22 protein-coding genes and 1 pseudogene are annotated in these 21,663 nt (G+C 50.3%); 17 read left to right on the forward strand and 6 right to left on the reverse strand.

Annotated elements, in window-relative coordinates:
• Positions 1-18 precede the first annotated feature (18 nt).
• From ACRRNK_RS03315 to ACRRNK_RS03335, 5 genes are all read left to right on the forward strand, one after another.
• The gene (locus ACRRNK_RS03315) at positions 19-1,518 is read left to right on the forward strand and encodes an MDR family MFS transporter (RefSeq protein WP_433945394.1); all 1,500 of its coding nucleotides are present in this window, start codon (positions 19-21) and stop codon (positions 1,516-1,518) included.
• Positions 1,519-1,620: 102 nt separating this feature from the next.
• Complete coding sequence (locus ACRRNK_RS03320) at positions 1,621-1,965, forward strand: hypothetical protein (protein WP_433945395.1); 345 nt, start codon at positions 1,621-1,623, stop codon at positions 1,963-1,965.
• 113 nt (positions 1,966-2,078) lie between these two features.
• The gene (locus tag ACRRNK_RS03325) at positions 2,079-2,828 is read left to right on the forward strand and encodes an ABC transporter ATP-binding protein (RefSeq protein ID WP_433945396.1); all 750 of its coding nucleotides are present in this window, start codon (positions 2,079-2,081) and stop codon (positions 2,826-2,828) included.
• Between the two features lie 85 nt (positions 2,829-2,913).
• Positions 2,914-4,179 carry an ABC transporter permease gene (locus ACRRNK_RS03330; RefSeq protein ID WP_433945397.1) on the forward strand — a complete coding sequence of 422 codons (1,266 nt, stop codon included), beginning with the start codon at positions 2,914-2,916 and terminating at the stop codon, positions 4,177-4,179.
• 18 nt (positions 4,180-4,197) lie between these two features.
• Complete coding sequence (locus tag ACRRNK_RS03335; protein WP_433945398.1) at positions 4,198-4,491, forward strand: GNAT family N-acetyltransferase; 294 nt, start codon at positions 4,198-4,200, stop codon at positions 4,489-4,491.
• Positions 4,492-4,585: 94 nt separating this feature from the next.
• Here ACRRNK_RS03335 and ACRRNK_RS03340 read toward each other — a convergent pair whose 3' ends face one another.
• Positions 4,586-5,860, reverse strand: a complete 1,275-nt coding sequence (locus ACRRNK_RS03340) for an NAD(P)/FAD-dependent oxidoreductase (RefSeq protein WP_433945399.1) — start codon at positions 5,858-5,860, stop codon at positions 4,586-4,588.
• 204 nt (positions 5,861-6,064) lie between these two features.
• Here ACRRNK_RS03340 and ACRRNK_RS03345 point away from each other — a divergent pair, with 204 nt between their 5' ends.
• The 3 genes from ACRRNK_RS03345 to nadE all read left to right on the forward strand — a co-directional run bounded on the left by ACRRNK_RS03345 (position 6,065) and on the right by nadE (position 9,240).
• On the forward strand, positions 6,065-7,774 hold the full coding sequence (locus ACRRNK_RS03345; RefSeq protein ID WP_433945400.1) for a two-component system sensor histidine kinase NtrB: 1,710 nt from the start codon (positions 6,065-6,067) through the stop codon (positions 7,772-7,774).
• A 99-nt stretch (positions 7,775-7,873) separates the two neighbouring features.
• Positions 7,874-8,308 carry a BrxA/BrxB family bacilliredoxin gene (locus tag ACRRNK_RS03350; RefSeq protein WP_213620675.1) on the forward strand — a complete coding sequence of 145 codons (435 nt, stop codon included), beginning with the start codon at positions 7,874-7,876 and terminating at the stop codon, positions 8,306-8,308.
• Positions 8,309-8,430: 122 nt separating this feature from the next.
• Positions 8,431-9,240 carry an ammonia-dependent NAD(+) synthetase gene (gene nadE / locus ACRRNK_RS03355; RefSeq protein WP_433945401.1) on the forward strand — a complete coding sequence of 270 codons (810 nt, stop codon included), beginning with the start codon at positions 8,431-8,433 and terminating at the stop codon, positions 9,238-9,240.
• Positions 9,241-9,330: 90 nt separating this feature from the next.
• Here nadE and ACRRNK_RS03360 read toward each other — a convergent pair whose 3' ends face one another.
• Complete coding sequence (locus ACRRNK_RS03360; protein ID WP_433945402.1) at positions 9,331-10,029, reverse strand: alpha/beta hydrolase; 699 nt, start codon at positions 10,027-10,029, stop codon at positions 9,331-9,333.
• Positions 10,030-10,175: 146 nt separating this feature from the next.
• Here ACRRNK_RS03360 and acpS point away from each other — a divergent pair, with 146 nt between their 5' ends.
• Both acpS and mutY read left to right on the forward strand, forming a co-directional pair.
• Positions 10,176-10,571 (forward strand): holo-ACP synthase, encoded by a 396-nt coding sequence (gene acpS / locus ACRRNK_RS03365; protein ID WP_433945403.1) that lies wholly within the window; start codon positions 10,176-10,178, stop codon positions 10,569-10,571.
• A 27-nt stretch (positions 10,572-10,598) separates the two neighbouring features.
• Positions 10,599-11,786, forward strand: a complete 1,188-nt coding sequence (gene mutY, locus ACRRNK_RS03370; protein ID WP_433945404.1) for an A/G-specific adenine glycosylase — start codon at positions 10,599-10,601, stop codon at positions 11,784-11,786.
• A gap of 83 nt (positions 11,787-11,869) precedes the next feature.
• Here mutY and ACRRNK_RS03375 read toward each other — a convergent pair whose 3' ends face one another.
• Both ACRRNK_RS03375 and ACRRNK_RS03380 read right to left on the reverse strand, forming a co-directional pair.
• Positions 11,870-12,064 carry a hypothetical protein gene (locus tag ACRRNK_RS03375; RefSeq protein WP_433945405.1) on the reverse strand — a complete coding sequence of 65 codons (195 nt, stop codon included), beginning with the start codon at positions 12,062-12,064 and terminating at the stop codon, positions 11,870-11,872.
• Positions 12,065-12,206: 142 nt separating this feature from the next.
• Positions 12,207-12,821 carry a superoxide dismutase gene (locus ACRRNK_RS03380; protein WP_433945406.1) on the reverse strand — a complete coding sequence of 205 codons (615 nt, stop codon included), beginning with the start codon at positions 12,819-12,821 and terminating at the stop codon, positions 12,207-12,209.
• 213 nt (positions 12,822-13,034) lie between these two features.
• On the opposite strand from ACRRNK_RS03380, the gene chrA reads away from it, so the two are divergent.
• From chrA to folE, 7 genes and pseudogenes are all read left to right on the forward strand, one after another.
• Positions 13,035-14,249 carry a chromate efflux transporter gene (chrA, locus tag ACRRNK_RS03385; RefSeq protein WP_433945407.1) on the forward strand — a complete coding sequence of 405 codons (1,215 nt, stop codon included), beginning with the start codon at positions 13,035-13,037 and terminating at the stop codon, positions 14,247-14,249.
• A 356-nt stretch (positions 14,250-14,605) separates the two neighbouring features.
• On the forward strand, positions 14,606-15,043 hold the full coding sequence (locus ACRRNK_RS03390) for a GNAT family N-acetyltransferase (RefSeq protein ID WP_433945408.1): 438 nt from the start codon (positions 14,606-14,608) through the stop codon (positions 15,041-15,043).
• Between the two features lie 118 nt (positions 15,044-15,161).
• Positions 15,162-15,755, forward strand: a complete 594-nt coding sequence (gene lepB, locus ACRRNK_RS03395) for a signal peptidase I (RefSeq protein WP_433945409.1) — start codon at positions 15,162-15,164, stop codon at positions 15,753-15,755.
• Between the two features lie 33 nt (positions 15,756-15,788).
• Positions 15,789-16,967 (forward strand): annotated as a pseudogene (gene queG / locus ACRRNK_RS03400) (tRNA epoxyqueuosine(34) reductase QueG); the annotation flags it as partial.
• A gap of 79 nt (positions 16,968-17,046) precedes the next feature.
• The gene (locus tag ACRRNK_RS03405; protein WP_433945410.1) at positions 17,047-18,084 is read left to right on the forward strand and encodes an HD-GYP domain-containing protein; all 1,038 of its coding nucleotides are present in this window, start codon (positions 17,047-17,049) and stop codon (positions 18,082-18,084) included.
• Positions 18,085-18,182: 98 nt separating this feature from the next.
• On the forward strand, positions 18,183-18,413 hold the full coding sequence (locus ACRRNK_RS03410) for a YneF family protein (protein WP_433945411.1): 231 nt from the start codon (positions 18,183-18,185) through the stop codon (positions 18,411-18,413).
• Between the two features lie 48 nt (positions 18,414-18,461).
• Positions 18,462-19,055 carry a GTP cyclohydrolase I FolE gene (gene folE, locus ACRRNK_RS03415; protein ID WP_433945412.1) on the forward strand — a complete coding sequence of 198 codons (594 nt, stop codon included), beginning with the start codon at positions 18,462-18,464 and terminating at the stop codon, positions 19,053-19,055.
• 103 nt (positions 19,056-19,158) lie between these two features.
• On the opposite strand, the gene ACRRNK_RS03420 is transcribed toward folE, so the two are convergent.
• Positions 19,159-20,412 carry a Fe-Mn family superoxide dismutase gene (locus tag ACRRNK_RS03420; protein ID WP_433945413.1) on the reverse strand — a complete coding sequence of 418 codons (1,254 nt, stop codon included), beginning with the start codon at positions 20,410-20,412 and terminating at the stop codon, positions 19,159-19,161.
• Between the two features lie 86 nt (positions 20,413-20,498).
• Positions 20,499-21,521 carry an alpha/beta hydrolase gene (locus tag ACRRNK_RS03425; RefSeq protein ID WP_433945414.1) on the reverse strand — a complete coding sequence of 341 codons (1,023 nt, stop codon included), beginning with the start codon at positions 21,519-21,521 and terminating at the stop codon, positions 20,499-20,501.
• Positions 21,522-21,663: the final 142 nt, after the last annotated feature.

Raw genomic sequence — 21,663 nt, forward strand, 5'->3', positions numbered from 1 at the left:
ATTCGAGTGCAGTCCTCTTTGAAGCGTAATTATATTTTGGCCGGCCTCCTGCTGTCGACTTTTCTAGCAGCTATTGAAGGAACGGTTATCGGGCCTGCGGGACCGCGAATCGTAGGCGATCTTGGCGGTGCCCAGCTGCTAAGCTGGGTGTTCACTGCTTATTTGCTTACCATGTCGGTAACGACGCCGATCTTTGGCAAGATCAGTGATCTGTTCGGACGGAAGCTGGTCTTCATAATCGGCTCGCTTCTGTTCCTGGGTGGATCCCTGCTGTGCGGATTCGCTGGAAGTATGGAGCAGCTGGTTATCTTCCGGGCGATTCAAGGTATCGGAGCCGGAGGGCTTATTCCGGTAACCTTTACTATTATCGGAGATATTTATTCCATAGAGGAGCGTTCCAAGATACAGGGCTATCTCAGCTCTGTATGGGGAATTTCATCTCTAGTTGGACCATTGCTTGGCGGATACGTGGTGGATTCCCTGAATTGGAGATGGGTATTTGGCTTTAATATTCCGTTTGGACTTCTCTCACTTGTCTTCATTATCAAATATTTGAACGAGAATATAGAGAAGAAGAAGGTGAAGATCGACTACCCGGGTGCTGTGACCTTTACGATTGGGGTAGCTGCCCTGCTGTTCGGGCTTGCGGCAGGCGGGCAGTATTTTGCCTGGAATTCACCTGAGCTTCTGGTTATCTTTGCAATTGCCGTTATCGCTCTGGTGTTGTTCTTCATTGTGGAAAAAAAAGCCGAGGAACCGCTGGTCCCTCTCAAGCTGTTCCGCTATAAAGACATCGCCTTCTCCAATATTGCGAGTCTGCTGACCAGTGCTCTGCTGATCGGACTCACCTCCTATTTTCCATTATGGGTTCAGGGGGTTCTGGGCAAGAGCGCAACCCAATCGGGTCTGCTGCTGGCCCCTATGTCCTTCTCCTGGCTCATCGGATCGGTAATCGGAGGACGCTGGATCGTTAGACATGGCTCACGACTCACCTCGTTCATCGGACTTATATTTGTACTCATTGGTGCAGGCGGGATGGCATTCGTCACAGATGAGACTCCCCAATACCTGCTGATGGTATGGAATGCGCTCTATGGGCTTGGATTTGGCTTCTCGTTCACGGTATTCACGATCATCGCCCAATCCTCGGTAGGCTTCAACCTGAGAGGAGCCTCCACAGCTCTTAACTCGTTCGTGAAATCACTTGGCCAGACGATCGGGGTTGCTGTATTCGGAGTATTGATTAACCAGCATATCTCAAGCGCGGCTGAAGCAAGCCGTAAGCAGGGAACCGCAGTATCCCAGGATGATATTAATAAGCTTCTATCCCCTGAGAAGATAGGTGAGCTGCCGAAGGCACTCTGGAATACTCTTCGTCATTTCCTGGAAGGCGGTCTCCATCTTCTCTTCATCATCATGGCTGTAATTGCGCTGCTTGGCGCGCTAAGTGTGCTCGGTCTGCGGAGCAAGCCGCCAGGCACTGAAGAGACAGGCCACGGGCAAGCAGGGACGCAGTAGAATACTGGATACCTGGGTACACACCAATTTTGGAACAGGATCATATCGAAGTATAAAAAGAGGTAAGCCTCCACACCTTAACAGTAAGGGGAGGTGTGATAGATGAACGAACCGTTCAACGTGGATCAGAATATGCTGGTCAATGCCTGGCAGCAGCAGCTGCCCGAATTCCTGAATTCGGGAGACAGCGCCCAGGTGCTTGCGGATGCCAGGGATCCTCAGAGTCTGCGGATTCATATTAATGCAGCAGGACATCAATTCTATTCTTTCGACTTCCAGTGTACTTATCTGGACCCTCGCGAGATTAAGGTGAGTCTTGTGGATGTGGAAAGGGCTGGAGATCATGTGGATGAGCGAGGAGATGTCATTCAGGATCTTGCCGCTGATTATTCCCGCCACCTGCATGAATGCGCGCAGGCCCTGCACCGCATCACGAATCAGCCATAATTCACACAGAGAGAAGAGCAGGTTTCCGTACCCGGAAATCTGCTCTTCTTTTTGAAATGTGCGACTTTTCATGGAATTATACGTTTTTATTATGTAAGATGAGGCGCCATATCATGATTAGATCAATACATAGACAGGGAGTGAGCGGTTTGACTTACGACCATGAAAGTGTGATTCAAGTACATATTGAAGAAGCTGGCTACGAGGAGGGAAGCCCTAAAATTCGCGGCGTAGATATCGATGTTCGTGCTGGAGGGCTGACTGGATTAATCGGTCCGAACGGGGCGGGCAAAAGCACTACAATCAAGACCATCCTCAGTCTGCTTCCGCATTCCAAGGCTGACATCAAGTTCGGTGGGCCTTCAGGAAGCTATGCCTATGTCCCGGAGCAGCCTGTCTACTATGATACGCTGACACTGTGGGAGCACCTGGGCCTCGCTGCGGCTGTCTACGGTCTGGATGAGGCGGAGTTTGAACGCGAAGCCACTCATCTGCTGGAGAAGTTCCGCATGAATGAGGTCCGGGATCATCTGCCGGCGAGCTTCTCCAAAGGAATGCAGCAGAAAATGATGCTGATGATTGGTTTTCTGATCCGCCCGGATGTATATATTGTGGACGAGCCATTTATCGGTCTGGACCCCAGAGCGACCAAGGACTTCCTGGGACTCCTTGAGGAAGAGCGGAGAAGAGGGGCGGGCGTGTTGATGTCTACGCACGTGCTGGATACGGCGGAGCGCATCTGTGATGATTTTATCTTGATTTCAAATGGACAGGTAGCTGCGAGCGGAACCTTGGAGGATATACGCGAAGCGAGCGGACTGCCGGGAGCTTCATTATTTGACTGTTTTGACAAATTGACTTAACGGCCGGAGGAGGGGCTTGTCCTCTGTTATATCAGGATTGTCCCATTCTGATTGTTAAATCCACACGAGAAGGAGGAATTCAAGTATGCCTATGGTCAGCAGCCAGCGCCTGTTTTTGCGCCGGTGGACGGATCATTTTCGTAAGCAGTATGGTGCAATTCGTTCAGTCATTGATATCACGGTGGCCCTTTATATTGTCATCCCAGGGATTCTGCTGCTAGCGCGCTTATATTATGATTTGCTGGCCAGTCCTCCAGAATGGCTGCATCTGCTTCCGTTTGGTGTGATTCCGTTCATTCTTATGCTGGCGCTAAGCCAAAGTGGCGGGCTTATTCTGTACAGGGAAGCCGCAGATGTGCTCTTCCTGAAACAGCATGAACGCTGGCAGAGCCGTATTCTGCGTCTGGGCTGGTTCTTCAGCCTTTTATTTCAAATTATAGTCACAGCTGTTCTAGTACTGATTCTTACTCCTGTTCTTCTTCAAGTCTTCAAGGTTAACCTGTCCGGGACTATATTGTTATTCGGGATTACAGCTGCATATAAAATAACGCTAATTCTGGCGGAGAATCTCATTCAGGTCTTGTTGTCCGGTTGGCGGAGGTACGTTACGGGGTATTTAGGGGCTTTAATTCTTACAGCCGTATACCTGTGGCCATCTTTATATCTCATCACGTCGCCATTTTGGGCCCTTCTTGCCGCGATAGGGTTCATCGCTCTGATCTCCCTGTTGACTATCGTGCGGTTCCGATTAAGAGGAACTTTTCTGGCAGATGTTCGTGAGGATGAGAGACAGAAGACCCAGCTGACTGCCGCGCTGCTCTCGGGAGCCGTTGACAAACCCCGTGAGCAAAAGCCAAGACCGTGGATATTTCGACAATCCAACCGGCTGCTTCGTTCACGCGAGGCTCCGGAGCGGATTGCTGAGTCTGTAGTGAAGGCATTCTATCGCAGCCATGTGAATATCAAATTGTATCTTCAGTTCTCATTCGTTGGTATGGGCGCTTGTTATTTGCCTCCTTTTCCGGTAAATGTCCTGGTCTATTGTGCACTAATTATCATGCTGGCTTACTGGATGAACGGGTATTGTAAATATTTCCTCACCTCCCGGTTCATGAACATGCTTCCTTTGGCTGAATCCACCGCTTTTCAACTGGCGGCTCCAGCGTTAAGGCTGCTTATGCTTCCAAGTGTTCTGCTGCTAAGCTTAAGTCTGGGCGTTAGAATTCTGCACGCCTGGTGGGCGGTCCCCGTCTTTATACTTGTGGGATTCGGGGTGAACTGGTGGGTAAGCTCTTCGTTATGGAAGGTATTCGGAATCGGAAGAATAGGGCGAAGATCCATTGAAGGATGAGAAGATTGAATTGATTTAGTGAATGGATTCGCCAATTTCTCACCTGTGCGAGAAGACGGGACAGTGGAGCTTACGGCGATTTATCTGAAGCCTGAATATCAAGGTAAAGGGATTGGTTCAGCACTTCTGCAAGAGGGAATTCTCCACTCGGCTGGTGCCAATGAGGTATATGCCAACGTTGAAAGAGATAATGAGGTTGGTCGGAAGTTCTACGAATCCAAGATGTTTGCAAGAGTCACCGAGTTCGATGATGAATTTGACGGTCATACTCTAAAGACCCTCCGAATGGTGCTTACACTTGAACTCAGTTAACAAGGAGCGCTTTTCTCTCATAAAAGGATAGCAGGCCACCCCATGGAATTAAATCCAGGGGTGGCCTGCTTGAGTTCGTCCCCCCAGGGGTGGACTAACGACGATGACGCACGCTCTCTCCGGCGTTGTAACCCGCCGTATAGCCTGTGGTGAAGGCGGCTGTGATATTATAACCGCCTGTGTAGCCATGGATATCAAGAACTTCGCCGCAGAAGAATAGGCCAGGCATCAGCTTTGATTCCATCGTCTTCGGATCGATCTCCTTGAGGTGTACGCCTCCTCCGGTTACAAAGGCTTCTTCAAAAGGTCTGGTCCCCGTTGCCTTCAACGCAAAGCCCTTGAGCACAGATATGAAGGAGCTCCAGGGCTCCTTCGGCAGATGCTCATACGTAGTATCGCCGGGAAGACCGGCACGGCTGAAGAGAAGCGGAAGAAGGCGCTCCGGTATCGTTCCCTTGAACACATTCTTGAGCGCTTTCTTCGGCTCAGCCGCTGCAAGGCGGCGAAGTTCCTGCTCAAGTGAGCCGGCTGAGTGATCCGGGAACAGGTCAATCTGAAGCTGGGCTTCCGGAAGCTTGTACTTGTTCTTCACCTGCCTGATGAACTGGCTGCAGCGAAGCGCAATTGGACCGGATAGACCGAAGTGGGTGAAGATCATATCCCCGCGGTGTGAAATGACCGCCTTGCCTTTCGGATTCATAACGGATAGCTCCACATCCCGAAGGGATAAGCCTTGCAGCTCACGGCTCACAATGAACGGCTCCTTGGACACGATAGGCACTTCGGTAGGGTAGAGCTCCGTAATGGTGTGTCCCGCAGCTTTGGCCCAGGGATAGCCGTCTCCAGTGGAGCCCGTGTGGGGAACGGATCTCCCTCCGGTAGCCACAATAACTGTGGAAGATGATATTTTTTTGCCTGACTCCAGCAGAACGCCCTGTACGCCTTCAGCACTGTAGAGAATCTCCTTCACGGGCTCCAGTGTACGCAGCTTGACTCCGAGGGAGAAGGCTTTGCCGACAAGCGCATCGACTACGGTCTTGGCTTTATCGGATACCGGGAACATCCGTCCGTTGTCTTCTTCTTTCAGGGCAATGCCGAGATCCTCGAAGAACTGAATAATATCCCTATTATTGAAATTAGCAAAGGCACTGTAGAGAAAACGTCCGTTGCCTGGAATGAACCGGATCAGCTCATCGATCTCCTTAGCATTGGTCACATTACATCGTCCCCCGCCCGAAATGCCAAGTTTGCGCCCCAGCTTATCCCCTTTGTCCAGGAGTACAACGGATGCTCCCTGGCTCGCCGCCGCAATGGAGGCCATGAGTCCCGATGGGCCGCCTCCGATCACAATTACTTCATATCGATTCATGATGTCTTCCTTTCACTAACCTTGTTGTTGTTAAGTATATCCTATACGAAGGCTCTCGTAATAAAAACCCGGAATTCTCCCTTATAAAAAGACCTATAAAAAACCTCTATAAAACACAAACCTCCGGGGCTAATAGGTTATTGTAAAATATTGTCGGCTATGATTTAATCGATTACAGTACATGCTCCGCAGAGGAGGAAGAATGTGGTTGCTGTTAAGGAAGTATTGCTTCAATTACTAATTGCGTGTTCGCCAGCCTTTCTTTTTCCCCTTGTCTTCGAAAGGCGGAGTCCACACCCTGTTCATAACAGCAGGCTGGAGAGAACATCGTATTACAATATGCTCTTGGCTTCCTGCCTGATCAGTATTCTTATTTGTTCATTGTTCTCATCTAATTTATTCGGGGTCATCCCGCTTAATTATTTTTTGCCTTCCTTATTTGTAGGTATGCTTTATGGCAGACGGCGTGACGGATTAATACTGGCTGTGGTAGAGCTTGTTATTTATGTCGTTATGAACCCTTCTTTTAACGCATCCGGCTTCCTTCTGGATACAGGTCTTTGTCTGTACCCTATGGTACTTCTGGTAGCAGGCCGATTCAAGCGTAGTGGAAGGCATGCGAAGTATGTTACTCTTTCTTTTTTCCTTCTTGTAGGTCAATATCTGTCGACAGCGTTAGCCTTTCTAACCTGGCCTATGTCCTCCAAGATGGATCTGACGATTATCATATTCGCAATCATAAATATAGCGGTTGCGGTTCTGATTGGCAGCCTGCTGCTCTTCGTTATCGAAAGCTCGCTGGACAAAGAGAAGCTGCAAATGCAGGTTACTCTATTGTCGAGACGATATTTCCGTGAAGCCGAGAAGCTGCAGCAGATGATGGATGCAGCTCCATTATCAATCCTTCTGCTGGATCATGAGGGACGCATCGTCTCCATCAACAATACGTTCCTGACCTATTATCAGATGGAGTATCCCGAAGTGATCAAGGAGGAATTGATAGGGAGAATGCTGATGGAGGCTGTTAAGGATTTTGATTTCGAGATTATAGGCCACCGGGTGGATACGACGCTTCTGAACAGAGAGAATACCAGTGAGCTGGTTCAGATCAGAGGAAGGACTTTCTTTGCAAGCACCTCGCCCATAAAGCGGGGGCACACGGAAGAAACTGTCGGTGCAGTGGTCATTATTCAGGACATCACTGAACTGGAAGCGCTTAGAACGGAGCTGTTCAATGCGGATCGGCTTAGTCTTGTCGGGCAGATGGCGGCAGGCATTACCCATGAAATCCGGAATCCTATGGCAGTGGTCAGGGGCTTCCTACAGTTAATGAAAGAGAAGAGCCCCTCGTCCCTGGATCACTACTATCGTATTGTTATGGATGAGCTGGATCGTGCCAACAGTATTATTAGTGACTTCCTCTCCCTGGCTCAAACCCGGAGTGTGAACAAAGAGGAGTGCCACCTGCACGATATTATCCATGAATTAAGTCCGCTGCTCTGGGCAGATGCAAATCTTCGTGGGCAGAGCATAGAGCTGAAGCTGGCCGAATACCTTCCCCAGCTGCGGCTGAATACGAAAGAGATTAAGCAAGTTATTCTAAACCTGTCCCGTAATGCCATGGAGGCGATGGAGGAGAAGGGTCAGCTGACGCTGGAGACGCGAAATTCCCCGGAGGGGGTGGAGCTTCTGGTTACTGATACTGGTCCAGGTATTCCGCTTGCGAAGCAGGAGAAGCTGTTTGAGCCCTTTTTTACGACTAAAGATCAGGGTACTGGTCTTGGACTTGCCCTCTGTCTGAGTATAATCGAGCGTCATAATGGTAAGATCTCCGTTGAATCTGAAGAGGGCAGCGGCACCACTTTCTCTGTGATGTTCCAGCGTCCTCAGGGGTATAGTGCTGAGGTGAGCTAAAGTTGCCTGAATTTGCTTTCCTGATTCGGCGTTGTATAATAAACTTATCTTTGTAAAACCAATGCTATGAGAGATTAGTAAGTTAAGGAGTGAAAGATCATGTCCATGTCTTTTGACCAATATATGAGAGATATGGTTCAACCTATGAGGGATGAACTGACTCGTCTGGGAATTCAAGAGCTTCGTACACCGGAAGAGGTGGAAGCAAGCTTTCCAGCCCTGAAGGGTACTTCATTAGTAGTCATTAACTCGGTATGCGGATGTGCTGCCGGACAATGCCGTCCAGGAGTAGCCAAGGCGCTGGAGAACGACCTTACACCGGATCACTTGTTCACCGTGTTCGCAGGTCAAGATAAGGAAGCGACTACGAAGGCACGCGAATACTTCGCCCCTTATCCGCCGTCCTCTCCTTCCATTGCGCTGCTTAAGGATGGGGAACTCGTTCACTTTATCGAACGTCATCAAATTGAAGATCGCTCTGCAGAGGAAATCGCGGCTGATTTGACCAGCGCGTTCGATCGTTTCTGCCGGTAATAGTTACAGGAAGCGCCCTGCAGATCGGACAACCGATTTTGCGGGGCGTTTGGTTTACGCGGAAGTGGGTTAGTGTACATAGTGAAGGAATACCTTGTTAAAGCTAATAGAGAGGTGAGAATATGAGTTTACAACAGGAAATTATTGAACGTTTAGGTGTTAAGCCAACTATTGATGTCGATCAGGAGATCCGCAGACGTGTAGACTTTCTTAAAGAGTACGTGAAGAATTCAGGGACTACAGGGCTGCTCATTGCCATCAGCGGCGGGATCGATAGTGCTGTGGCGGCGGGTCTCTGTAAGCGGGCAACGGATGAACTTACTCAGGAGCTTGGTAAGGAGTACATTACCCTTGGGGTATATCAGCCTTACGGAACTCAAGAGGATATTGCACACAGTTACGCGGTTGCTGAAGCTTTCGGATTGACCAAGACGGTAGAGACCAATATTGAGGAAGCCGTGAATGAAATTGCGCTTGAAACCGAGCACAGTCTTAAAAATATCGGCATTTCCCGGCACATCAGCTACCAGGGGAAAGGAAATGTTAAGGCAAGAACCCGTATGGTGGTTCAGTATGCGATCGCCTTTGAACTTAATTTGCTGGTGGTAGGTACTGATCATGCTTCTGAAGCCTTGACCGGCTTCTACACCAAATGGGGTGACGGCGCGGTGGATATTACTCCACTCAGCTCGCTTAACAAGCGTCAGATCAGACAGGTTGCTGCCAAGCTTGGCGTACCGCAAAGTATTCTGGACAAGGCGCCAACAGCCGGCCTTTGGGAAGGCCAGACCGATGAGAAGGAACTCGGCGTGAGCTATGACGACAACAGTGATTACCTTGAGGGCAAGGAGATCAATGAAGAAGCGCGTGAGCGTCTGGAGAAATTTTACCGGAGAACAGAACACAAACGCAGTCCAATCCCGGGTATCTAAAATGCGCCGTTCTTCGTTAACCTAGATTACAACGAGGGGCCATCCCATTGTCATCTTTGATGACTTTCGGGACGGCCCCTTGTTCTTTCCTTAATTCGTAGAATGATTTCGATTGCGGAGTACATCCGAGATGAACGATTCACTGGCATTGATCGCGTCCTTCAGCTGACGGCTGGCGCCTTGAAACGGGTGGTCCGTGTTAAAGGTATGATTGCCGCCTTGTATCTGAATCCAAGGGATATGGGGGTTCGCCTGCACAAGCCGGCGGGAGCCTTCTATAGGATGATCCTCGGTGCCCTGAACAAGAGCAACCGCGAAGTCAGCAAAAGCAATACGTCTGTGAATATCAAGATCCGTAACGCCGTTCCAGGACAAAACCCCTGTTAAAGTCCGCGGATGGTCGAACCCGTAGACCAGGCATATCCCGGCGCCGCGGCTATGTCCGATTAGAAAGAGGGGAAGTAGGGAAAGCTCCGGGTTCTGGCGAAGATAGGAAATAAGCACGTCCAAGTCATGAAGCTCAAGGTCATAGGTGCCTACTGCAAACTTCTCTATTTCCGCAAATTCCTGCGGGTTATCGTCTATCCCATTGTGGGAGAAATTGAAAGTGATGACTTCATGATGCCGGCTCAGCTGTTCAGCCGTGTAGGTGAACATGGCAAAGTCCTTGAACCCTTTGAAGCCATGAGCTAGAATAATTAAGCTCTGCGGCTCTGAATCCCTTGAAGGGTAGCGGGTACACCTGAGCATGTCTGTCTTGTCCAGCGGGATATTGAAATCAATGGGCATCAAGCTCACATCCTTATCTGGGTTATGATTTCATTCATAGGTGTATATTCAGTTCCATTATATCACAGCCGATGGAAGGGTTCGCATGACAGCCCAGTAGTTGATACAATGAGAGCATACACAAGGAAGAGAAGGAAGGGTATAATTTGATACAAGGCATCGGGCATGATGTGGTCGAGATTGACCGAATTAAGAGACTGACTGGAAGCATGCACGGGGAGCGGTTTCTGAATCGTGTGCTGACTGCCGGAGAACGTAGTCAGGCTGTAGGACGAGCCAGGCTTGCCGAGTACACGGCCGGGCGCTTTGCGGCCAAGGAAGCTGTAAGCAAGGCTTTTGGATGCGGGATTGGAGCTGTATTGGGGTTTCAGGATATCCAGATTATCCCGGATGAGTCTGGCAAGCCTTGGGCCATGCTCACAAGAGCTGCTTGGGAACGGCTTGCTATTGGAGATCCGGAAGTCTATACAATTCATGTGAGCATTACCCATGAGCGGCAGCTTGCATCGGCTTTTGTCATCGTGGAGCGTCATAATATATAAGGAATTTATAGGAGACAAGGAGATAGAATGCAGCAGGATAACCACCAATTTTTTAGTACAGAGCTTCTGGAATGGTATGGACAGGCCAAAAGAGATCTGCCCTGGCGCAGACACAGGGACCCTTATTTCATATGGGTATCCGAGATCATGCTGCAGCAGACCCGGGTGGATACGGTCATTCCGTATTTTCACCGCTTTATCGAGAAGTTCCCTACCGTCGCAGCCCTTGCACAGGCACCGGAAGATGAGGTGCTTAAATGTTGGGAGGGGCTTGGCTACTACTCGCGCGCACGCAATTTGCAGGCAGCTGCGAGGCAGGTCACAGAGCGGCATGGAGGAGTCATCCCGGACGACCTGAGCGCCGTGTCGGCTCTCAAGGGAGTCGGGCCGTATACTCGGGGTTCGATTATGAGCATCGCGTTCAATCGGCCTGTCCCTGCGGTGGATGGGAACGTGATGCGCGTGTTGTCGCGTTTCTTCCTGATTGAAGAGGACATTATGAAGGTGAGCACACGCAAATCCATGGAGGTATTGGCGGAGGCGCTCATTCCTGAAGGCCGTGCTTCTGATTTCAATCAGGCTCTTATGGAGCTTGGGGCGCTCGTCTGTACGCCCAAGTCACCTCACTGCCTGACGTGCCCTGTCATGCAGCACTGCCAGGGCCGTATTGCCGGCATGGAGACACAGCTGCCGGTGAAGACCAAGGCCAAGAAGCCGCGGCCGGAATACCGCCTGGCCGCGCTCATTGAAGGCCGCGGCGCTGAAGCAGGCCGCGTGCTGGTCCAGCAGCGGCCCCAGACCGGCCTGCTGGCCCGCATGTGGGAGCTGCCGCACATTCTGGCGGCAGCGGAGAACCCGGCCGGCGGCGCCGTGCTGCCTGATGAGCCGGCCATGGACCGGCTCACGCAGGCCTTGGCCGCCGAAGGGCATTACGCGCAGCCGCAGGGGCTCTATATGGAAGCTGAACATACGTTCAGCCACATCCACTGGAACCTGCGCGTGTACCGCTTCCAGCAGTCGCCTGAACTAGGCGCACTGGCTGCACTAGGCGCTGTAGCGGAGTCCAGCGCGGAGTACGAGAGCGCGGCATCACGAGAAGACGCCCCGCTAAAGACGCGCTGGATCAACCAGGCTGATATGGAGCAGCTTGCTTTTCCGAATGTGTTCCTGAGGATTCTGAATCAATACTTTGCCAGCGGGAATGAACAGGAATAATTCTTGGGCCTTATAACCATAAAGAAACAGCCTTCAACACCGTTTGTGCGGGTTGAGGGCTGTTTTGCCATGATTAGTTCTTCTTAAATCATACGGTTCTCGACGGATTTCATCTTGTTCTGCTGATCGGGGACACGGCTCTGATCCAGAATTTCCTGATCATGCTCATGAGCCATCTCTCCACTGACGCTGCGGGCAAAGTTTGTGAACTGTGCCTTATGCTTGTCAGCTTCATGCTTGGACTTCAAAAGTTCCTGCGGATCGTTGGTAGTCATCATCACAACCTCCTTATCAGAATGGATGGAACCAATGTGGTTCATCCATCAGAGTTGTTATTACTTTACCCACTTCGTCCGTTTCCAATCAGAAAGATTGGGGCAAAAAAAGACCGCTTGCGCGGTCTTCTTGGTTTAGAGCTTATTATTTTTTTGCAGCCTCGTAACGTTTGTTCACTTCGTTCCAGTTGATTACATTCCAGAACGCCGCGATATAGTCAGGGCGTTTGTTTTGATATTTCAGGTAGTAAGCATGCTCCCATACATCCAGTCCAAGAACAGGAGTTTGACCGTCTTGAAGCGGGTTGTCTTGGTTAGGTGTGCTGGTTACAGCAAGCTTGCCGTCCTTGCCCACTACGAGCCAAGCCCAGCCACTGCCGAAACGTGTAGTAGCCGCTTTAGCGAAATCTTCCTTGAACTTGTCAAAGCCGCCAAGCTCGCTGTCGATAGCCTGAGCAATCGCGCCAGTTGGGTTGCCGCCGCCATTCGGTCCAATGATCTCCCAGAAGAGAGTATGGTTGGCATGGCCGCCGCCGTTGTTGCGAACTGCAGTACGGATGTTCTCAGGAACGGCATCCAAGTTGGAAATCAATTCTTCAACGCTCTTATCTTGCAGCTCTGGTGCACTTTCGAGTGCTGCATTAAGATTAGTGACATATGTGTTGTGGTGACGATCGTGGTGAATATTCATAGTCTGTTCGTCGATATGTGGTTCAAGTGCATTTGCTGGGTAAGGCAATGCTGGTAATTGATGAGCCATTTGTGAATCCCTCCTGAATTGTTATTAGTATTCAAACACATGCGAAAGAGCATCAATGTATGTACCGATGCCACTATATTTATTAAACCTTATAATTAAAAGTAAATCAATAGGGATGTATGGGAACACCTGGATATTAGCCGTCTTATCTGGCATGCTAGTCTTAGAAAGAGTAAGCACCAATCACTAAGAAGGTAGAGGTGATACCGATTCATGCAAAAGGCAGAAACTACACTTCCGGGTTCCCCGAAGCCACCCGGACCGTCTAAGCTATGGGAACTCCTTGCGGTCTCCACCAAGCTTGGACTAACCTCTTTCGGAGGACCTACTGCGCATCTCGGTTACTTTCACAACGAATATATCCGCCGAAGGAAATGGATGGACGAACGGAGCTACGCTGACCTGGTTGCCCTATGCCAGTTCCTCCCTGGACCAGCAAGCAGTCAGGTTGGGATCGGAATTGGTATCATGCGCGCCGGGCTGCTTGGGGGGATTATTGCCTGGCTGGGCTTCACAATCCCCTCAGTGGCTGCGCTTATTCTGTTCGCTGTTCTGCTGCAAGGGACGGATATCAGCCAGGCAGGCTGGATTCACGGACTTAAGATCGCTGCAGTGGCTATTGTAGCGCATGCTGTCCTTGGAATGGGGCAGAAGCTTGCCTCCGATAAGAAGCGGGCGACGATTGCGGTTCTCGCCGCGGCTGTAATACTGCTGTGGCAGACGGTATTTAGCCAGGTTGCTGTTATTATGGCTGCCGGACTGCTCGGGCTTTGGTTATACCGGAGGGTGGATGTACCGGAAGTTCCGGAGGTGGCCGTTCCTGTGAAGCGCAGCTTTGCCGCCTTATGTCTAGCTGTACTGATTGGTCTGCTGATTGCCCTACCTTTGCTGCGGTTGGTTATCCATCACCCAGGGCTAGCCTTATTCGATAGCTTCTACCGGTCCGGGTCGCTCGTATTTGGAGGAGGACACGTTGTTCTGCCGCTCCTTGAAAGGGAGACCGTAGGGGCAGGCTGGATCAGCAAATCAGATTTCCTAGCAGGTTATGGCGCCACGCAGGCAGTTCCAGGTCCTCTATTCACCTTTGCCTCATACCTGGGTCAGATGACCGCAGGAATTACCGGAGCTGTAATTGCCACCCTGGCGATCTTTCTGCCTGCCTTTCTGCTCATCGCAGGAACGCTGCCGTTCTGGAGTCTGCTTCGCCGGAACACCAGGGTTCAAGGTGCTCTAATTGGAATTAACGCAGCTGTAGTGGGTATTCTTCTTGCTGCGTTGTATAATCCGCTTTGGACAACGACGATTATGAATTCCACTGACTTTGTACTGGCCTCGATCCTGTTCGTTCTGCTCGTGTATTGGAAGCTTCCGCCCTGGGCTGTTGTTGCAGCGGGAGCCGCTGGAGGCATGATCATTTCTATCTTATAGGTCTGAATCGACTGCAGTAGTTATTGTGGAATTTTTCGCCCGAATCTATTCCTTTTAGGTTGAGAAAATAGAACAAATCCTTATCCGCAAAGGCTTCTCATGATGAGAAGCTTTTGTCTTGGAATAAGGACGAAAAGTCAAAAACAATGTAAACGCTTCCTATTAAGCGCTTTCAGAAGAAAACAGGTGATTTGCTCAGATAAATGTGGTTTAATGGTCAAGGAAGCATTAATTTATCGGTTTTTGTCATGAAATATGTTCGGTTAATGTAAAATTTAAATCGGCTCAGATGGAATGTATCGATGTCGATTTTACTTTGCGTTAATCTATCTTGTCAGGAAAAGGGAGATAATAGCATGCAGGTTCGTTCCTTTCGATTAAGTGACGCTAGTCAGGTAATGGAGCTTTTGCAGGTCGCCTTGTCAGAAGATTGCTATGAGGATACTAAGCGGGCTTTTGCCCGGCAGCTTTCTTGGGATTCCGAACTCATTGTGGTTACGGAAGTAGATGGGGAAATCGTGGGTGCGTTAATTGGAACGATCGATCAGAACCTGGGTTGTATTTACCGGGTTGCGGTACATCCGGAATACCGTCGTCAGGGCGTAGGCAAGAACCTTGTATCGGCTATGGAACAGCGGTTCCAGCAGCGCAATGTAAGTCGTATCATGGTTGCGGGGGATGAGCACAATCTAGCTGCCATGCCGCTTTATGAAGCGATGGGTTATGCAGGGCGTATTCTTGAGGCTTTTCAGAAGCTGGGAATAGCGGCTACCCACACTTTATCTAGATCTTAGAATAAGTCCGAACTTTATCTCTTTTTAGGCATATCTTTCCGTTCATTGCAATTGGCGGATGGATATGCTTTTCTATTATTGTAGGACAAAGGTGAAATTAATCAGGGCGAGGTGCCGTATGGAACCCGTATTTCCATCAAGCAAAGACTCAGATGGCAGACAGCAAGCCACATCTGGCAGTCAGAGGGGGTTGCGTGCTGAACTCTGGGACGTAATCAGAACGATAGGGATTGCTTTCATTATATTGCTGCTGCTTAATATATATGTTTTTAATTTGTCGGTGGTTAAAGGACAGTCTATGGAACCGACGCTGGAAGAGAGCGAGAGGCTGTTCGTGAATAAGATAATTTACGATTTCAGAGATCCGAAGCCAGGTGATGTCGTGGTTCTGAAGGATCCAAGCATTGGGCCGGATAAGAAGGAATACCTCGTTAAGCGTATTGTTGCCGCACCTGGAGATACCGTAGAGGTAAGGGGTCACCAGTTATTTGTGAATAACACGGCGCTGAATGAGCCGTACACCGATATTCAGATTGAGGATGCGGACTTCGGGCCAGTAATCCTTAAGTCTGACGAGTATTTCGTAATGGGCGATAACCGGCATGCTGGACGGAGCAAGGACAGCCGGTATTTCGGGAATGTGAAGAAGAAGGAGATTATAGGCCGGGCCGAATTTGTATTCTGGCCGTTAACTAAGATCCGCGGCTTGTAGCGGTTGATCCATCAGGAATATGAGGTGAGAAGTATGGCGCGAGAGGAACATTCCAGGGAACCGGTAAGTTCCCCCTGGGCGGGGCTGAAGCGTGAAATACAAGATGCGGCGTCATCCCTTGGCATTGACGATATCGGATTCGCTACGGCGGACCCTTTTTTATCTTTAAAGGAAGTGCTGCTGGATCGGCGCCGCAAAGGTTATGAATCTGGCTTTGAGGAGCCGGACATTGATAAAAGAATCTACCCGGAGCTTTCGCTTGCGAACCCCGCTTCGCTCATCTCTATCGCAGTGGCTTATCCATCCAAGATGGAGAATCCGCCGAAGTCGGAGCCTGGAGCCAATCGGGGAATTATGGCTCGTTCCGCTTGGGGAAGAGACTATCATCAGGTTCTCCGCGAGGCGATGAAGAAGCTTGAGGAATTCATTAAAGAACGGGTCCCAGATGCCCGGATCGAGAGTATGGTGGATACAGGGGCACTGAATGACCGGGCGGTTGCAGAGCGCGCGGGCATTGGCTTTCGCGGGAAGAACAGCCTGATTATCTCGCCCAAGTGGGGCTCTTGGATCTATCTTGGCGAGCTGATTACGAATATTCCATTTCCTCCAGATACCCCAGTCACAGAGGATTGCGGAGAATGTACGAAATGTCTCGATGCCTGCCCGACGGGTGCTCTGGTAGGTCCGGGGGAGCTGAATGCTCAGCGCTGCGTATCCTTCCTTACCCAGACGAAGGGATTTCTTGAAGAGGAGTTCATGCTGAAGATCGGGAACCGCCTGTATGGCTGCGATACCTGTCAGACTGTCTGCCCGAAGAACCGCGGTAAGCATTGGAGCCACAGGCCCGAGCTCCTGCCAGATCCGGAGGTGGCCAAGCCGCTGCTGCTGCCGATCTTGGATATCAGCAACAAAGAGTTCAAAGAGCGGTTCGGAGAGAGCGCTGCAGCTTGGAGAGGCAAGAAGCCGATACAGCGAAATGCCTTAATTGGTCTCGGGAACTTCAAAGATCGGCTGGCTGTGCCGAAGATAATAGAAGTGCTGCATCAAGATCCGCGGCCCGAACTACGGGGTACAGCGGCCTGGGCGCTCAGCCGGATTGGCGGCCAGGAGGCTATGGATGGTCTGGAGAGTGCAGCTGAGACTGAGCAGGATGAGGCTGTGCAAGTTCGGATAAGCCGTGCTAAAGCCAAGCTTCTGGCAACTGATCTTGCCGGGGATTCCAAGCGCCCTTCAGCTAGTCCGAAGAGGAATTAGAACAGCTGCGTGTCAGAATAGTGCGGGGGGATCATGCATGAGGTACGTTAGCATAGAGGACATCGAACCAGGACAGCATCTTGGAAGAACAGTGTACTCTGCGAATGGAACAGTTTTATTGTCCAGCGGTGTTCAATTAACAGTGTTTATGATTAACACGCTTAACCGTATCGGTGTCACGATGCTGTACATCCAGGATGAACAGTACGCGGATATTGAGATTGAGGATGTGCTCAGCGAACAGACCAAGCAGGCCATCTTCAAGGAGATGAGTGAGACTCTGGAGGCCGTTCGCTCCGGCAAGGAGTGGAGTTCACGCAAGCTCAGCCTGTCCATTGACCAGCTTCTTAGAGAGGTGCTGGATCAAAAGGGTGTTCTTGTTCATCTGACCGATATTCGGACAGCGGATAATCACCAGTACCTTCACGCGGTAAATGTCTGCTTGCTGTCTTCTCTCATTGGACTTAACATGGGGCTTAATTACTCACAGCTTAAGGACCTTGCAATAGGTGCCATGCTGCATGATATCGGCAAGATTGTGCCAGTCTCAGCGGGATCCGCGGATGAGATGGGGAAATCCCATCATACCTGGCGGGGATTTGAACTGCTTAAGCAGAAAAGGGAGCTCAGCCTGCTCGTGGCTCATACAGCGCTTCAGCATCATGAGAAGCCCAGCGGGACCGGGGTTCCGCGTGGACTTATAGATGAAGAGATTCATTTGTATGCCAAGATTGTTGCTGCAGCGAACCGATATGACAACCTGATTGGAGAAGGAATGGACGGTTTTGTCGGAAAGCTGCTTCCTCATGAGGCGTGTGAGAATATGATGGCTGCATCAGAGCACGATCTCGACCGGAAGGTTCTGATCGAATTCACGCGAATTGTATCCATTTATCCCAATGGTACTTCTGTCCGGTTATCCACGAAGGAGACGGGGGTCGTTGTGCGTCAGCACCGCGGACTTCCAGGGCGTCCGGTTATCCGCATCATTCGCGGTTCAGATGAAGATTTGGAAGTGAAGGAAGTCGATTTGGCCAGCGAAACAACCCTGTTCATCGAAGCGGTTCTTATGTGATTTTCGGTTTGCCTCGTAAGGTTAAAGAATGCTATTATTAGTGAGTGCGTCCGCATGTCCGGATGCTTAGAAGAATCATAACTTAGAGGTGATCGACCGTGGTTTATGTCGTTGGTATTATTGCGCTTATCGTTGGTTTGATCGGCGGCTTTTTCATCGGTGTCGTATATTTACGCAAGCAGCTGACGAAGATGCAAAGTGATCCGCAGATGCTCCAGAAAATGGCCAAGCAAATGGGCTATAACTTAAATGGTAAGCAAATGCAGCGTGCGCAGCAAATGATGAAGAATCAAGGCGGAATGCCGCCAATGAATCGCAAGAAGAAATAAGTCAGGATAAGCCTGTATCAGGCTTTTTTTGGAAGGAGGGGGTCCAGCATGGCAGGCGTTAAAGATTACTTGAATACCCAGGTCGGGAAGAACCGGGAACAAGTCGAACACCATGTGCGTGAGATATTGAAGCTGATTGGTGAAGATGTGGAACGTGAAGGGCTGCTGGACACACCGGCCCGCGTTACCCGCATGTACGAAGAGATTTTTGGCGGTTATGAAGTAGATCCTAGAGAAGTGCTCGGGGTTACGTTCGAGGAGAACCACGAGGAGCTTGTCATTGTGAAGGACATCGTCTACTACAGTCAATGTGAGCATCATATGGCGCCTTTCTTTGGCAAGGTGCATATTGGTTATATTCCAAGTGGAAGAATAGCCGGGCTCAGCAAGCTGGCTCGTCTTGTCGAGGCGGTTACCCGCCGTCTGCAGGTTCAAGAGCGTATTACTTCACAAATAGCGGATATTATGGACGAGGTTCTTAGCCCTCAAGGGGTTATGGTCGTTGTCGAAGGTGAGCACCTGTGCATGTGCGCGCGGGGTGTGAGGAAGCCGGGAAGCAAGACGGTGACGTCTGCAGTACGCGGAACATTCCGCAGCGACGCGGCATCCCGCGCCGAGTTCTTGTCCTTGATTAAGTCCTAGGATACAGTAGCGTATATTAAGATAGTTAAGAGGAGCATGCCAAGCAGTGAATTCTGCCTTGGACATGCTCCTTTTATTCGTGTGAATAACCGGGAATCCTTGCTTAGAACGGCTGCCATTTCAGCTTGCGGGCTTCGTTATAGCGGGCAGCAACTTCGGGCCAGTATACGACTTTCCACCAATCGGCAATGTATTTCTTGCGCTCATTCTGATGTTTAAGGTAATAGGAGTGTTCCCACACATCAATGGGAAGCAGGGGAACTACATCCCACTGAGACAGGTTCTGATGCTTCTCGGCTTGCAGAATCTCCAGCCGGTGGCTTCTCGGACTCCAGACCAGAATGGTCCATCCTCCGCCTTCTACCTCTTCGGCCGCTTTGGTGAATTGCTTCTGGAAGGCTTCATAGCTACCGAAATCTCTCCGAATCTGGTCAGCGAGGGGTCCTTCTGGCCGGCCACCGCCTTTCGGATTCATGGTTGACCAATAAATCGTATGCAGATAATGTCCGGCTCCGTTGAAGGCCAGTTCCCGCTCCCAGTGCTTAACCAGGTCAAAGTTGCCAGTTCTGCGAGCCTCCTCCAGCTTCTTCTCCGCCTTATTCAGGTTGTCTACATAGCTCTGATGATGCTTGTCATGATGAATGCGCATCGTTGTCTCATCAATATGGGGCTCAAGGGCGTTGTACGGATAGGGAAGAGGCGGCAGCTTGTGGCCTCCTATCGGAACAGGCTGGTCCTGTATGCCAGCGGCAATAGGGGCATCATTCTTGGAGGCCCCAGAGATAAGTTCGGCATGGTTCTCAGGAGCGCCTGTGCCTGAATTTGGCTCGGGTGCCGTTCCTTCAGAGGCCGCCTCTCCACGGGCATATTCGATCTCCTGCTGATAAGGGTCCAGAATATGCGGTGGATGATGCACGGCATCTTCGATAACGCCCGGTCTGTTAAGTGTCTCAAGCACCCCGAGGAAATACTCGGATTCCCGAATGATATGAAGGATAACGGCGTTGGCTAAAGGAATAGCCTTTACAGCAGCGCTTTGATCCAGAAGAATATAGAGCTGGCGAACCCATTCGCGCGATTGGCGGAAGGAAGCATCCAGCAGCCGCTCAATCTGCTTCAGAAGCTCGGGATGCAGATGATCCTGCTGAACATGGATAGTATGCTGAAGCAAGTCGTTGGCTGCCTTTTCGGTTTCTTCGAATACTTTGGACCAGTCATCCAGCAGCTTGACATATGGCTGTTCCAGCGTAGGTACAATGGCTTTAATTACATCGGTATGTTCTCTCTCCTGCTGCTTCCAGAACCTGATTTCTTCCAAGATACGAACAGGCAGATAAGGCCCGTAAACGTAGAGCATATCAAGCGTACCTCCTCCAAAAATAACCTCAATAATGAAGGTATGCGGAAGAGAGTTTGGCCTATGCTACCCGTTTCGGGCCTTATTTATTCTTGTTTTTCCTTCAGATAAGCCTGCGTCTGTCCAAGAAAAGTAGAGACGCGGCGCAAATATTCTCTCGGATGCTCACGGAAGATGAGCTCATGATGGGCTTTATCCACGATCCAGACACTGGATATCTTATTCGTCTGATTGGAAGCAAGCTTCTCGGCGATCGGATAAGGTGCCTTCTCATCTTCTGTACCGTGAATGAACAGGATCGGGAAGGGATAGTCCTTCTTCTTGACTTCCTGATAAGGAATTTGACGCAGACTTGTACCGTTCTGTATGGGGAGAAGCAGTTCAAGAATTTCAATGGACGGATGCTGCGGCAGGTTCATTTTTTGACGAATGTTATGATACAACGTGTCAGGTTCAAGCAGGAATGTACTGTCCAGAATCATGGCGTCGATATCTTTGCTGACGAGGCCTGCCTGCAGCGCGGTACCTGCTCCCATGGAGAATCCCCATACGACAATCTCCTTGGCACCACGGTGTTTGGCGAGCTGAATGGCCCCGAGCAGCTGCTTGGTCTCCTTCTTGCCCCCGGTGGCCACCTCTTTGCTGTTCTGGGCGGCAAATCCATAGTCGAACATAATGACATTGAAATTCAGCCGATGTGCGTAATGAGCAAGATCGTACATAGGAATCCAGCTCTCTTCCCGGTTGGCGCCATAGCCATGACTGAATACAATCGTCTTCTTGGAATTAGTGGCGGGAATGTACCAGCCCTGCATAGAGCGGCTTCCGTCAATAGCCGGAAAGGATACATCCTCGTACTTCATCCCCTTGGCCATTAGAGGATTGGAATATAAAGGTGCAACGGTAGGATTTGAGAGTACCCATGCAATATATCCATGCAGTGCAACAAAGCAGAAAATCAAGAAAAATATAATGGACAGTACCAGAGCGACCAGTACATGCTTGAATTTGATGAAGCGGGCCCGCAGGAGCGGCGGTGTCTGAGAGCCTCCGGTCACACCGGAGGACAGGGAAGCATCGCTCCGCGTTGTAGTTGTAGTCGGGTTCATGCGTTCCCTCCTTAAGAACATTATCTATGGTGATTACCCGATGAGGGGCTATTAAATCAGCATGATTTTATAGATTATCGTATGACGGGGAATGGGTAAAGTCAATGCCGGGAAAAATGTGGGCCTTTATTGAAGGAATAGG

It is taken from the genome of Paenibacillus sp. SN-8-1 (assembly GCF_050995535.1).
Lineage (GTDB): Bacteria > Bacillota > Bacilli > Paenibacillales > Paenibacillaceae > Fontibacillus.